Genomic DNA, 13,172 nt, shown 5'->3' with positions numbered 1-13,172 from the left:
GGTAAGGGCACGGGTGCAGGCCCGAACACCCGCCCGAGTACCCGCACGGACATGGCCGTTGAGACCGCGGGCGCGCGGAACGGCGACGGGGCGAGCCGGGGCGACACCGCCCTGCGGCACCACGGCGACGCCGAAGTCCGCGGTGACGGGCGGGAGTTGACGGACCTCGCGGTCAACGTGCGTACGGGCACTCCCCCTTCCTGGCTCAAGGCCCGCATCGCCGCGTCCCTCGACCGGCTGGCCGCCTACCCGGACGGCCGCGCCGCCCGCCGGGCCGTGGCCGCGCGGCACGGTCTCGACGAGGAGCAGGTGCTGCTCACGGCGGGCGCGGCCGAGGCGTTCGTGCTGCTGGCGCGGGCGCTGGACGCGAGCCGTCCCGTCGTGGTGCACCCGCAGTTCACCGAGCCCGAGGCGGCGCTGCGGGACGCCGGGCACGACGTGGAGCGGGTGCTGCTCGCCGCGGACGACGGCTTCCGGCTCGACCCGGCGACCGTCCCCGCGGACGCGGACCTCGTCGTCGTGGGCAACCCGACCAACCCGACATCGGTGCTGCACCCGGCGCGGACGCTCGCGCGGCTCGCACGCGAGGGACGCACGCTCGTCGTCGACGAGGCGTTCATCGACGCCGTGCCCGGCGAACGGGAGTCGCTGGCGCCGCTGTTCGCTCAGCCTGCCGACGGCCGGGGCTCAGGGCCGCGGCTCCCGCTTCCGGGCCGTGTCCTGGTGCTCCGCAGCCTCACCAAGACTTGGGGCCTGGCGGGGCTGCGCATCGGCTACGTGCTCTCCGACGCCGCCACGATCGCCGCCCTCGGGCGGCAGCAGCCGCTCTGGCCGGTCTCGGCGCCCGCGCTGACGGCGGCGGAAGCGTGCTGCGAGCCGCGGGCGCTCGCGGAGGCCGAGGACGCGGCGCACGCCGTCGCCCGCGACCGGGACCATCTCCTGGCGCGGCTGGGCGAGTTCGCACCGGCCGGGCTCTCCGTGCACGGGGTTCCGCGGGCACCGTTCGTCCTCGTACGGCACCCGCGCGCGGCCGCGCTCCGCGAGGGGCTGCGGTCGCTGGGCTTCGCGGTACGCCGGGGGGACACCTTCCCCGGGCTCGGACCGCAGTGGCTGCGCATCGCGGTACGGGACGAGGAGTGCACGGACCGGCTGGCCGCAGCCATCGGCGAACTGCTCGCCGAACGACCCTGAACGGAGCGGGAGTTGCCCGGCCCCCCGGGGGCGGGGCGGGGCGGGCGAGTGCGTACCGAACACCCGTATGCGGGGAGCCCGTTCGGGCTGTCCACGGGTCACCGTCTACGGCCCGGGCCCACGTTCCCGGCTCACGTTCCCGGCCCAAGGCCCGGCTCAGGACCTGCGCGCAGAGCCCCGGTTCACAGCCTGGGTTGGGGTTCCCGACTCAGGACCCGCGCTCACAACCCGGGTTCACGTTCCCGGCCCAGGGCCCCCGCTCACAGCCCGGCCTCACGGTCACGGCTCACAACCCGGGTTCACGTTCCCGGCTCAAGGCCCGCGCTCACAGCCCGGCCTCACGTTCCTGCCTCAAGACCCGCGCTCACAACCCCGGCTCACACTCGGCTACCGCGAGGCGGTCGCCGTCGGCGACAGCGCACCGGCACCGGCACCGGCACCCGCCGGAGTGCGGGTACGGGTACGGGGCCACGAGTTCCACCGCACCGCCGCCACACCGGACTCCGGCAGCGGCAGGAGCGGGGGCGCCGGGGAAGGCGGCGGCAGGAACGACGGCGAGCGCGACGGCGGCGAGCGGGACGGCGAGGACGGAGGCAACGCACCCGCGTGGGGCGTCGTGCGCCCGGACCGGCGCAGGGAGGGCTTCGTCGGCGGCCCGCCGGGCAACGTACACGCCTCAGAGCACCCGCTCAGGGCACCCGCTCAGGCGGCGTCGCTCCGCGACGCCCCGTTCTCGCTGCTCCGTACGCCCACGATCCCCCGTGCGACGCCAAGCCGCACCACGTCCTGCGGGCGCAGCATCAGTTCGTCGGCCGTCGCGGCGGCCTCCTCAGGGGGACGCTTGAGAATGGCGGCGGCCAACTCCGGTGCGATCACCGAGAAGTAGCTGTCCGGGGTGACCCACAGCCTGCCGGGCGCGGCGAGCGCGAGCGCACCGCCCGAGCCGCCCTCCCCGATCAGCAGCGACGTGACCGGCACGGCCGCCTCCGCGACGGCGGCGAACGCCTCCGCGATCGACGGCCCGGCTCCGGCGCTCTCGGCCTCGGCGTCATTGGCCGCACCCGGGGTGTCGATGAGGGTGAGGACGGGGATGCCGAGCCGGTCCGCGGTACGGATGAGCCGCGCCGCCGTGCGGAAACCGGCGGGCTGGTTGGCGGTGCCGTTCTGCGCGGCGTAGGCGACCGTACGGCCGTCGCGGCGCCCGAAGCCACAGAGCATTCCCGGGTCGACGCCTCCGCAGCGGTCGCCGCGCACGTCCTCGCGCCAGTCGAAGTAGTCGTCCAAGTAGGCGGCGGCGCGCGGCCGTTCGGCGGTACGGGCGCGTGCCACCGCCTCCTGTCCACTGGACGGCACGGGCTGCGGGGCGTCGTCCCGAGCGGAGGGCGCGGACGGCGCGGGGACCGGCAGGGCCCGGGGCACGGGCGCCGGGCTGACGTCGGCGATCGCGGCGCCGGCGCCGTCCGGGCCCGTACCCGCGGCGGAAGACGGGCCCGCAGCGGCCTCCGCGGTCGCCTCCGTGCCGTTCTCGCCCGTGCCGTTCCCATGGCTCCGCACCCGGCCACCGCCCGTGAGCAGAATGAGCCAGCGCTCCAGCACCGCGCCCAGCTCGTACGGCTCGACGATCCGGTCGATGTGCCCGGCGGCGTACTGCCCCTCGGCCGTGTACGCCGCCGTGTCCGCGTCGGCGGGCCGCACCCGGGAACCGGCGAAGGCGACCTGGGCGCCCGGCAGCGCCAGTACGACGTCGGCGCCCGCACCGAGCGTGGCCCAGCCGCCGCCGGTCGCCGGATCGCGCAGCACCGCGATCTGCGGCACCCCGGCGCGGCGTGCCAGCGCCGACTCCCGTGCCACGCGCTGAAGTTGGCTCAGCGCGACCATGCCCTCCTGCATGCGGCTGCCGCCCGTCGCGATCAGCGAGACCAGCGGCATCCGGTGCGTACGGGCGTACTCGTACGCGGCGGCGATCCGGTCGCCCGTGCGGGCGCCGAGCGATCCGCCCAGATAGCCGAACTCGAAGGAGAGCAGCACGACTTCGGTCCCCTCGGCACGCCCCGCATCCGTACCGCCTCCGTTCCCCGTACGGCCCCCGTCCTCAGTAGGACCGCCGTTCCCCGTACGGCCGCCGATCAGTGCCGTGCCGCAGACCACCGACTCGCTCTCGCCGGTGCGCTCCCGCGCGCGCTCGCGCGCCGCATCGTAGCCGCGCCAGCCCAGCGGGCCGTCCGGTGCACCGCCGTGACCGCCGGGCACGGCCGCGTCCGGGACCGCGGGCGGCTCGAACTCCCTGAAGCCGCTTGCGACTTCGCGCACCGCGGCCCGCGCCGTGCCGCCCGTGCCACCCGTGCCACCCGTGCCACCCGAAGCGCCCGATCCGACCGTGCCGCCCGGTCCGCCGTCCCCGCGGGGACGGGCCTCGCCGCCCTCGCGGGCTCCGCGCCCGCGGGCTCCGCGCCCGCGGTCCACGCCGTGACGGTCACTCATGGAGCGCACGCTTCATCAGCTTGCCCATGTCGTTGCGCGGCAGCGACTCGCGGAAGCGCACCACGCGCGGCCGCTTGTGCGGAGAGAGCTGTCCCGCGACGTGGTCGGCGAGCTCCTGCTCGCCGGGGGTGCGGGCGCCGGGGACGACCCAGGCGACGATGCGTTCGCCGAGATCGTCGTCGCTCTCCCCGGTCACCGCGGCCTCGGCCACGTCGGGGTGTTCGAGCAGCGCGTTCTCGATCTCGCCCGCCCCGATCTTGTATCCGCCGCTCTTGATGATGTCCGTTGCCTTGCGGCCCACGATCCGTACATAGCCGTCGGAGTCGCGCGCGGCGACGTCGCCCGTGCGGAACCAGCCGCCGTCGAAGGCCTCCGCGGTCGCGTCGGGCCGGTTGAGGTACTCGGTGAACAGGTTGCGCCCGCGGACCTGGATCTCCCCCACCGTCTCCCCGTCCCACGCCTCCACGGTCCGCCCGTCGTCGTCGACGAGCCGCAGCTCGACTCCCTCCAGCGGCAGGCCCACGGCGCCGGGGCGGCGCTCGCCGTCGGCCCGCACGCTGGTGTTCATCAGCGTCTCGGTCATGCCGTAACGCTCGACGATCCGCTGCCCGGTGGCGGCGGCGATCCGCTCGTGGTCGTGCACGGGGAGCGCCGCCGAGCCCGAGACCAGCAGCCGGGCCCCGGACAGGGCCTTCGCCAACTGCCCGTCCTCGCCCACCTCTTCGGCGATGCGGTGGTACATCGTCGGTACGCCGAAGAGCATCGTGCCGTCGCCCTCAAGGGCGCGGCGCACGCCGTCGGTGGAGAAGCGGCCGAGGTGCCGCACGGTGCCGCCGCGGCGCAGCGGACCGAGGATGCCGAGGATCAGCCCGTGCACATGGAAGAGCGGCAGCCCGTGCACGAGGACGTCGTCCTCCGTCCACTGCCAGGCGTCCTGGAGGGCGTCGAGGGTGGCGGTCAGCGCGCGGCGCGGCAGCACGGCGCCCTTGGGCGAGCCGGTGGTGCCCGAGGTGTAGACGATCACCGCGGGTGCCTCGTCGTCCGCGTCGGCGGGCAGCGGCACCGTGGCAGGCGGCGGGGCCGTGTCGATGCCGGTACGGGGCAGCGCGTCGAGCGCGCCCGGCAGTTCCACGTCGTGCCCCGCGAGTACGAGCGCGGGCTCGCTGTCCCCCACGATGTGGGCGAGTTCGCGCTCCCCGGTCTTCGGGTTGAGCGGCACGACGGGTGCTCCGGCGAACAGCGCGGCCACCACCGCCACGCAGGTCTCCATGGTGGGCGTGGCCCAGACGGCGACCCTGCGGCCGGGGGGCAGCTCCGCGGCGAGCGCCCCCGCCACGTCGGCGAGTTCGGCGTAGGTGAGCGACTCGTCGCCGAATCGCAGTGCGGGCTTCGCGGTCGGGGCGGTCAGCGCCGGAAACAGGGTGGGCACGGGACTCTCCTCGCAGTCTTGCTTGTTCGGTCGCTCGGTCGCTCGACGGCGGATGCGGCGGGCGCTTCGCGGGCGGGACGGTTCGGCCGGACGGTCGGGACGGTGAGCCGGTCGGCCGGGTCGGCCGGTCGGTCCGCCGGGGCCGAGCCGCCGCGGCGGGAGGGCGGACGAGCGCCCGGGACCGGGCCTGGTGGACCGCCCGTCACGGTCCCGGTGCCCGTCCGCCGGTCACCCGAACCCGGGTACGACCATGGCCAGCCATACCAGCGCCGGCACCGCGGCCGTCACCACGCCTCCGTAGATCATCAGTTGGCGGAACAGCCGGTCACGGCCGCTCTCCTCGGCGCTGGCGAGGACGAGCGCTCCGTTGGTGGAGAACGGGCTGACGTCGACGACCGTGGCCGAGACCGACAGCGCGGCCACCATCCCCACCGCTCCGATCTCGCCCTTCTCCAGGAACGGCACGACGAGCGGTATGAGGGCGCCGATGATCCCGGTGGAGGAGGCGAAGGCCGAGACGAAACCGCCGATGTAGCAGAACAGCAGCGCGGCGACCAGCGGCACCCCGATGGCGGCGACGCCTTCGCCGGCCCACTCGATGGTGCCCATCTCCTCCAGGACCGTTACGTAGGTGAGCATTCCGCAGACCAGCAGGACCGTCGGCCACGCGATGCCGTTGACGGCCTCCTTGCTGTCGGCGGGCCAGATCACGGCGAGCACCACGGCCAGGGCGATGGCGGTCAGACCCGCGTCGAGTTCGAAGCCGAGCACGGCCACCACGAGCAGGACGAGGCCGGTGAGCGTGGCGGCGCGTGCCGGGTTGAGCCGTACGGTGCCGGGCTCCGCACCCGGCCCGTAACCGGAGGCGGTCCCTGTGACTGCGGTGCTCTCGCGGGTGCGCGTGGCCGCCGCCGTTCCGCCGGAGCCCGGGCCCGTCGCGGAACCGGAACCGGGGCCGGGGCCGGACGCGGAACCCGGACCGGACGGCACCGCACCGCCGGCCCCCGCACCGCCGGGCCACTCCCCGGCGACTCCGTTCCCGGCGTCTCCGTCCCACTCCCTCGCGCCCCGCAGCCGCATGCCGCCGCAGGCGACGAACACGGCTCCCGCGATGAGGACGTTGACGACGAGGCTCGCGGCGAACAGGGCGACCTCGTTCCCGGGCAGGCCCTCCCTCGCCACGATGCTGTTGACGGTGGTCCCGTAGATGCTGATCGGCGAGAAGCCGCCCGCCTGTGCGCCGTGCACGACGAGCGCGCCCATGAGCAGGGGATGGATGCCGTAACGCGCGGCGAAGCCCATCGCGACCGGGGCGATGATCGCGACCGCCGCCGGGCTGACCGCGCCGATGGCCGTCAGCACGCCGGTGACGGCGAACATCACCCACGGGATGAGCACGACCCGGCCCCTTACCAGCCTGATCCCGGCGTGCACGAGCCAGTCGGTGGTGCCGTTGGCGCGGGCGATGGAGAAGAAGTACGTCACCCCGACGAGTACGACGAAGAGGTCGCCGGGGAAGCCCGAGAAGACCTTCTCCGCGTCGAATCCGGCGGCGAGCGTGCCCACGCCGAAGGCGGCGGCGAAGGCGAGAGCCCCGATGTTGACGGAACGCGTCGTGGCGACGACGAAGATCACCGCCAGCACCAGGATCGATATGAGTTCGGCAGACATGGGGCTCCCGTCCTTGGGCGCCGTCTTGGCGGACACCGGATCGAAGGCGGCGCCATGCGCAGGAAGGCAATGGCGCAATGGCCGAGTGGCTGGACCAATGTGCGCACAGGCCAGGACGGTGTCAACGGTTCGGACAGAATTGGTCCGGCCACTCGGCCAACGGTCCACCGGACCGCCGGTCCACCAGCCCATTGGGCCATTGATCCGCGGTGCTAGGCTCCTGGCCCGTGAACCGAGGGGGCTGAGGGGGCCGCGATGACCGACGACGCGCTGCGACCGATGGCCCGCCCGCGCCTGTACGAGCAGGTGCTGGACCGGCTCCGCGCGTACGCCGTCGATCACGAACTGAGCGCGGGCGACCGCCTTCCGCCCGAGCGCGAACTGGCCCAGCGCCTCGGCGTCAGCCGCTCCTCCGTGAAACAGGCCGTGGTCGTGCTGGAGGTGCAGGGACTCGTCGAGACCCGGCACGGCGGCGGCACGTACCTGGTGCGGGACACCCTCGACGCGGAGCCGGTCGAGAGCCTCGTGGACCGCCGGCGCCGCCTCCCCGACGTGCTGGAGGCACGCGAGGCGCTGGAGACCAAGCTCGCCGAACTGGCCGCGGAGCGCCGCAGCGAGAAGGACCTGGAGGAGATGCGCTCCGCTCTGCGCGCCATGGAGTCCGACATCCACTCGGGCGGCCACGGCGTCGACGGCGACCGCCGGTTCCACGCCGCCGTCACGGCCGCCGGACACAGCACGCTGCTCGCCGAGTTCATGGGCTCGATCTCCGAGTCGGTCGCCGAGAGCCGCAACGAGTCGCTTCGCCAGCCCGGCCGCCCCACCCGCTCGCTCGACCAGCACGCACGCATCCTCGCCGCCGTCGAGCGCGGCGACCCGAAGGCCGCCGCCGCGGCCATGCGCCGCCACGTCCGTACGGTCGCCAAGGTCCGGCTCCTGGAGTGGAATCCGGACGAGGACGGCAAGGGCGACGCGGACGGGACGACCGCCGGCGGCTGAGCCGCACCACCGGCCGCACACCACTCACACCGCGCACACCGCTCACCGAGCCGGGCCGCCGCCGGGCTCCGCCCGCCAGGACAGGCGCGGAAAGGGCTCAGGGCTCAGGACTCACTGCTCAGGACTGGTTCAGGACCGCTCCAGCAGCGCGGGCCGCACCCGCCGCACCCAGCCCGTCTCCCGCTCGTAGGCGTGCGCCAGCCGCAGCAGCTCCAGGTCGGCGCCGTGCCTGCCGATCAGCTGGACCCCCATGGGAAGCCCCTCCGGGCCGAAGCCCGCCGGCATCCCGATCGCCGGCACCCCGGCCAGCGTCCATGGCACGACCGTCTCCATCCAGCGGTGGTACGTGTCCATCTCCCGGCCGCCGACCCGCTCCGGCCAGTGCGTCTCCCGGTCGAAGGGGAAGACCTGCGCGGCCGGGGCGAGCACGTAGTCGTAGTCGTCGAGGAAGCCCCGCAGCGCCTCGTACCAGCGGTCACGTGCGACCGCCGCCTCCGCGATGTCGAGCGCGCCGAGCGGCAGTCCGCACTCGATCTCCCACACGGCCTCGGGCTTCATCCGCGCCCGCGTCGCGGGATCCGCGTACAGCTCGTGCCGCTCCAGGTTCGCCCACCAGCGCCAGGTCAGAAACGTCCGCCAGATCTCCTCCGGCGCGAAGTCCGGCCGTGCGTCGGTGACTTCGCACCCCAGGGCCTCGAACGCGGCGAACGACGAGCGGCACACCTCCAGCACGCCCGGCTCCGTGGCCAGATACCCGTCCCAGTCCCCCGTCCACGCGATGCGGGTGCCGCGGAAGGCGCCCTCCGGGCGTTCGAGGCTCTCCGCGAAGCGCTCGCCCTGTGCCTGCCCCGCCGCCAGCGGCGCGCTCCCGTCCGGTCCGGCCATGACCGACAGCAGCCGGGCCAGGTCGGCCGTCGTACGGGCCATCGGCCCCGCAGTCCCCAGCTGCGCCGTGAACCCGGGCGAGGGCACGAGACCCCAGCTCGGACGCATGCCGAAGACGTTGTTGAAGGCGGCCGGGTTGCGCAGCGACCCCATGTAGTCGCTGCCGTCCGCGACCGGCAGCATCCGCAGGGCGAGCGCCGCCGCCGCGCCGCCGCTGCTGCCGCCCGCCGTGCGGGAGGGATCGTAGGCGTTCCCCGCCGCGCCCCACACCTCGTTGTACGTCTGCGAACCCAGCCCGAATTCAGGGGTGTTCGTCTTGCCGATCACCACGGCGCCCGCGGCCTTGACGCGCTTCACGAGCAGCGCGTCCTGCTTCCCGACGCGGTCCCGGTACAGCGGCGAGCCCTCCGTCCAGGGCAGCCCCTCGGCCTCGGTCAGGTCCTTCACGGCGTGCGGGAAACCGTGCAGCGGCCCCGGCGGTTCGCCGCGCCGCAGCTGCTCGTCCCGCTCACGGGCCAGCCGCAGCGACGTCTCCGGTGCCTGGAGCCCGACGACTGCGTTGACGTGCGGGCCGATCCTGCCGATGTGCTCCAGGTACGCCTCCATGACCTCGACGCACGAGACACGGCGGTCCGCGACGGCACGCCACAGTTCGCGGGCGTCCCACGAGACGATCTCCTGCACGACGCTCCTTCCTCCTCCGCCCCCGGCCTCCGGGCCGATGGCGCCCGGTACACAGCGCACCGCCCTGCCCCAGCCGGACGCCGACCGCCGGACGCCGCCCCGCCTCTGCCCGGCGCCGATCGCCGCCCGCCACATCGGACCGAGCGGCCGGACACGGCCTAGCGCACCGCCCGCCCCCGCAGCACCACATGCCGCGGGTCCCCCAGCACCCGTACGTCCCCGCGCGGGTCGGCGTCGAAGACCAGCAGGTCCGCCGGGGCGCCCTCCTCCAGCCCCGGCCGCCCGAGCCAGCGGCGCGCGCCCCACGTCGCCGCGGAGACCGCCTCGGCCGCCGGGATCCCGGCCGTGACCAGTTCGGCGACCTCGGCGGCGACCAGTCCGTGCGCCAGCGACCCCCCGGCGTCGGTGCCGGTGTAGACGGGGATGCCCGCGTCGTAGGCGGCGCGCACGGTCTCGTAGCGCCGCTCGTGGAGCCGGAGCATGTGCTCCGACCAGCGCGGATACTTGGCGCCGCCCTCCGCGAGCTGCGGGAACGTGGCCGTGTTCACGAGGGTCGGGACGATGGCGACGCCGCGCTCAGCGAAGAGCGGGACGGTCTCCTCGGTGAGACCCGTGGCGTGCTCGATGCAGTCGATGCCGGCCTCGACCAGGTCGCGCAGGGAGTCCTCGGCGAAGCAGTGCGCGGTGACACGGGCGCCTTCCTCGTGTGCAGCGGCGATGGCCTCGTCCAGCGCCCACCGGGGCCAGCATGAGGCGAGGTCGCCCTCACCGCGGTCGATCCAGTCGCCGACGAGCTTCACCCAGCCGTCGCCGCGCCGCGCCTCGCGCCGCACGTACGCGGCGAGGTCGCCGGGCTCGATCTCGTGCGCGTAGTTGCGGATGTAGCGCTTCGTACGGGCGATGTGCCGGCCGGCGCGGATGATGCGCGGCAGGTCCTCGCGGTCGTCGATCCACCGGGTGTCGGACGGGGAGCCCGCGTCGCGGAGCAGCAGCGCACCGGCCTCCCGCTCGGTCAGTGCCTGCTTCTCGCTGGTCGACTCGTCCACGGGGCCCTGCTGGTCGAGGCCGATGTGGCAGTGCGCGTCGACCATGCCCGGAAGCACCCAGCCCCGTGCGGTGACGATGTCGCGGGCGGCCCGTGAGGAAGTGCCCGTGGGCCTTTCATAGGTGATGCGCCCGTCCACCACCCACAGTTCGTCCCGTATGTCCTCGGGCCCGGCAAGCACGTGCCCCTTGATGTGGAGGATCTGGAGATCGCCGCGGTCGTTCATGCTCCGCACCCTATGGGCCCTGCCGCCTCGGGCTGCACCCGCCGGACAAGGACACCGCGCTTCGGGCACATACGCACAGTGGTGATCCAGTACGGTGGTGATCCAAAAGGTGACCGCATTGCATACCCGGCGGAAAGATGCGACATCGGAGCCGATACGGGAGAATGCATTTCCCGTGGCTATGAAGAGCGTAGCTGCCCGTATTCTTCTGCCCGCTTTCCGCTTCGTTAAACGCTTAGTTTTTCACCGGTTATCGTGGCGTAATTCGCCTCCGGGTCAAGGTCGTTACGGCAATGTGACGGACTCCACAGGACGCCCGTTGTGCCCCGGAAAGTGCTGATATGCCAGGGCGAAACGGTGCCCCTGAGCTCACGTGCGCGCCTGCGCGCGATAACACAGGACCCCCCTCTTGCGTAACCCCGTCCCGCCGTGCGTTTTCAGATTCTGCTGGGTAAATTTAATACCCATGACCGCCGCACAAGCAGACCATGCACGTGCCCACAGAGATTTCCAGGAAATGCCGGAAGGGCTGACACTCGACGCTCCACGGCTGGAGGACGGAGCGGCGCTCTGGCGCATCGCCCGCGACTCCCGGACGCTCGATCTCAACTCCTCCTACAGCTACCTCCTGTGGTGCCGCGACTTCGCCGCCACCTCCGTGGTGGCGCGTGACGCGGGCGGTGAGCCGGTCGGTTTCATAACCGGCTACGTACGCCCCGCACGCCCGCGGACCCTGGTCGTCTGGCAGGTCGCAGTCGACGAGGCGGCACGCGGCCGCGGACTGGCGGCGGCGATGCTCGACGGGCTCGCGGCCCGTACGGCACGGGAGCTGGGGACCGACAGGATCGAGACCACCGTCACCCCGGACAACACCCCCTCCAACCGCCTCTTCACCTCCTTCGCGGAGCGTCACGGGGCGGCGGCGGAGAAGGAGGTGCTCTTCGATGCCGGGGTGTTCCCCGAGAGCGGTCACGAGCCCGAAGTGCTGTACCGGATCGGCCCGGTGGCGTCCCCGGACGGCCTCGCCCCGGTGCCCGCGCGCTGAACCCGCGTGCTCTCGGCGCCGTTCGGCGCCCCGGAGGCACGGACCGTGCGCGACGCCGTGGCCCCGCGGCCGATCCGCAGAATCCAGACCCCGACCAGTGACCGACTTCCAGAGACCGCCCCGACTCCCCGAAGCCCCCACGAACTTCGCACGCGACTCACTCCCAGGAGCATGCCGTGACCATCATCCAGCCCGACCTCAGTGTCTTCGAGACCGTCGAGTCCGAAGTCCGCAGCTACTGCCGCGGCTGGCCCACGATCTTCGACCGGGCCCAGGGCTCCCACATGTACGACGAGGACGGCCATACGTACCTCGACTTCTTCGCCGGAGCCGGGACCCTCAACTACGGGCACAACAACCCCGTGCTGAAACGGGCGTTGCTGGACTACCTGGAGCGCGACGGGGTCGTGCACGGCCTCGACATGAGCACCACCGCCAAGCGCGCCTTCCTGGAGACCTTCCAGGAGAAGATCCTCAAGCCCCGCGGCATGAACCACAAGGTGATGTTCCCGGGCCCGACGGGCACCAACGCCGTTGAGGCCGCGCTGAAGCTGGCCCGCAAGGTCAAGGAGCGCGAGTCCATCGTCTCCTTCACCAACGCCTTCCACGGCATGTCGCTCGGCTCGCTCGCCGTCACCGGCAACGCCTTCAAGCGCGCCGGCGCCGGCATCCCGCTGGTGCACGGCACGCCGATGCCCTTCGACGACTATCTGGGCGGCACCACCGACGACTTCGTCTGGTTCGAGCGGCTGCTGGAGGACCAGGGCTCCGGCCTGAACAAGCCCGCCGCCGTGATCGTCGAGAGCGTGCAGGGCGAGGGCGGCATCAACGTCGCGCGCCCGGAGTGGCTGCGCGCCCTGTCCGAACTGTGCGAGCGGCACGACATGCTGCTCATCCTCGACGACATCCAGATGGGCTGCGGCCGCACCGGCGCCTTCTTCTCCTTCGAAGAGGCGGGCATCAAGCCGGACATCATCACGCTGTCCAAGTCCATCGGCGGTTACGGGATGCCGCTCGCGCTCACGCTGTTCAAGCCCGAGCTGGACGTGTGGGAGCCGGGCGAGCACAACGGCACGTTCCGCGGCAACAATCCGGCCTTCGTCACCGCCACCGCCGCGTTCGAGACGTACTGGACCGACAGCCAGATGGAGAAGCAGACGCTCTCCCGCGGCGAGCAGGTCGAGAACGTGTTGCGCGCCATCTCCGAGGAACACGCGGACGATGTCGCCGACTTCCGCGGCCGCGGGCTCGTGTGGGGCCTGGAGTTCCACGACAAGTCCCGTGCGAACGCCGTCGCCAAGCGCGCCTTCGAACTCGGTCTGCTCATCGAGACCTCCGGTCCCCAGAGTGAGGTCGTGAAGCTCCTTCCGGCGCTTACGATCACTCCGGAAGAACTGGACGAGGGTCTGCGTGTGCTGGCGAGGGCGGTGCGCGAAACCGCCTAGCCGACTCCGCTCACGGCCCGCTCCGGTTGCGACCGGGGCGGGCCGACCCCGTAATGAATAGAGAAAGGTCA

General features: G+C 73.0%; 9 protein-coding genes and 1 pseudogene. 5 read left to right on the top strand and 5 right to left on the bottom strand.

Annotated elements, in window-relative coordinates; translation table 11 throughout:
* Window positions 1-51: 51 nt before the first annotated feature.
* The gene (gene cobC / locus HCC61_RS19120; protein WP_169136855.1) at window positions 52-1,191 is read left to right on the top strand and encodes an Rv2231c family pyridoxal phosphate-dependent protein CobC; all 1,140 of its coding nucleotides are present in this window, start codon (window positions 52-54) and stop codon (window positions 1,189-1,191) included.
* 373 nt (window positions 1,192-1,564) lie between these two features.
* Window positions 1,565-1,846, top strand: a pseudogene (locus HCC61_RS30820) (hypothetical protein); the annotation flags it as partial.
* Between the two features lie 47 nt (window positions 1,847-1,893).
* On the opposite strand, the gene HCC61_RS19115 reads toward HCC61_RS30820, so the two are convergent.
* From HCC61_RS19115 to HCC61_RS19105, 3 genes are all read right to left on the bottom strand, one after another.
* Window positions 1,894-3,672, bottom strand: coding sequence for a carboxyl transferase domain-containing protein (locus tag HCC61_RS19115; RefSeq protein ID WP_169136853.1), 1,779 nt, complete (start codon window positions 3,670-3,672; stop codon window positions 1,894-1,896).
* Window positions 3,665-5,101 (bottom strand): acyl-CoA synthetase, encoded by a 1,437-nt coding sequence (locus HCC61_RS19110; RefSeq protein WP_169136851.1) that lies wholly within the window; start codon window positions 5,099-5,101, stop codon window positions 3,665-3,667. The genes HCC61_RS19115 and HCC61_RS19110 overlap by 8 nt, the downstream gene beginning before the upstream one ends.
* 228 nt (window positions 5,102-5,329) lie before the next feature.
* The gene (locus tag HCC61_RS19105; RefSeq protein ID WP_169136849.1) at window positions 5,330-6,772 is read right to left on the bottom strand and encodes an SLC13 family permease; all 1,443 of its coding nucleotides are present in this window, start codon (window positions 6,770-6,772) and stop codon (window positions 5,330-5,332) included.
* A 255-nt stretch (window positions 6,773-7,027) separates the two neighbouring features.
* Here HCC61_RS19105 and HCC61_RS19100 point away from each other — a divergent pair, with 255 nt between their 5' ends.
* Window positions 7,028-7,771: a FadR/GntR family transcriptional regulator gene (locus HCC61_RS19100; RefSeq protein WP_169136846.1), complete on the top strand. Its 744-nt coding sequence runs from the start codon at window positions 7,028-7,030 to the stop codon at window positions 7,769-7,771.
* 129 nt (window positions 7,772-7,900) lie between these two features.
* Here the strand turns inward: HCC61_RS19100 and HCC61_RS19095 are convergent, their stop codons facing one another.
* Together HCC61_RS19095 and HCC61_RS19090 are read right to left on the bottom strand one after the other, a co-directional pair.
* On the bottom strand, window positions 7,901-9,340 hold the full coding sequence (locus HCC61_RS19095) for an amidase (protein ID WP_206322665.1): 1,440 nt from the start codon (window positions 9,338-9,340) through the stop codon (window positions 7,901-7,903).
* A 158-nt stretch (window positions 9,341-9,498) separates the two neighbouring features.
* Window positions 9,499-10,611 (bottom strand): amidohydrolase family protein, encoded by a 1,113-nt coding sequence (locus tag HCC61_RS19090; RefSeq protein WP_169136842.1) that lies wholly within the window; start codon window positions 10,609-10,611, stop codon window positions 9,499-9,501.
* Window positions 10,612-11,128: 517 nt separating this feature from the next.
* Here HCC61_RS19090 and ectA point away from each other — a divergent pair.
* Together ectA and ectB are read left to right on the top strand one after the other, a co-directional pair.
* Window positions 11,129-11,656, top strand: coding sequence for a diaminobutyrate acetyltransferase (gene ectA, locus HCC61_RS19085; protein WP_169136840.1), 528 nt, complete (start codon window positions 11,129-11,131; stop codon window positions 11,654-11,656).
* Window positions 11,657-11,832: 176 nt separating this feature from the next.
* Window positions 11,833-13,101, top strand: coding sequence for a diaminobutyrate--2-oxoglutarate transaminase (ectB, locus tag HCC61_RS19080; protein ID WP_169136838.1), 1,269 nt, complete (start codon window positions 11,833-11,835; stop codon window positions 13,099-13,101).
* The last annotated feature ends 71 nt before the right edge of the window (window positions 13,102-13,172 follow it).

Origin of the sequence: Streptomyces sp. HNM0575 (assembly GCF_012726265.1) — a bacterium.
GTDB lineage: Bacteria > Actinomycetota > Actinomycetes > Streptomycetales > Streptomycetaceae > Streptomyces.
Note: the sequence above shows the minus strand (reverse complement) of the source record. Positions and strands in the feature narration are given on the sequence as shown.

Bases quoted from the DNA above. Each gene is read 5' to 3' on its own strand.
- cobC (WP_169136855.1), top strand. From the start codon at position 52: ATGGCCGTTGAGACCGCGGGCGCGCGGAACGGCGACGGGGCGAGCCGG.
- HCC61_RS19115 (WP_169136853.1), bottom strand. From the start codon at position 3,672: ATGAGTGACCGTCACGGCGTGGACCGCGGGCGCGGAGCCCGCGGGCGC.
- HCC61_RS19105 (WP_169136849.1), bottom strand. From the start codon at position 6,772: ATGTCTGCCGAACTCATATCGATCCTGGTGCTGGCGGTGATCTTCGTC.
- HCC61_RS19100 (WP_169136846.1), top strand. From the start codon at position 7,028: ATGACCGACGACGCGCTGCGACCGATGGCCCGCCCGCGCCTGTACGAG.
- HCC61_RS19090 (WP_169136842.1), bottom strand. From the start codon at position 10,611: ATGAACGACCGCGGCGATCTCCAGATCCTCCACATCAAGGGGCACGTG.
- ectA (WP_169136840.1), top strand. From the start codon at position 11,129: ATGCCGGAAGGGCTGACACTCGACGCTCCACGGCTGGAGGACGGAGCG.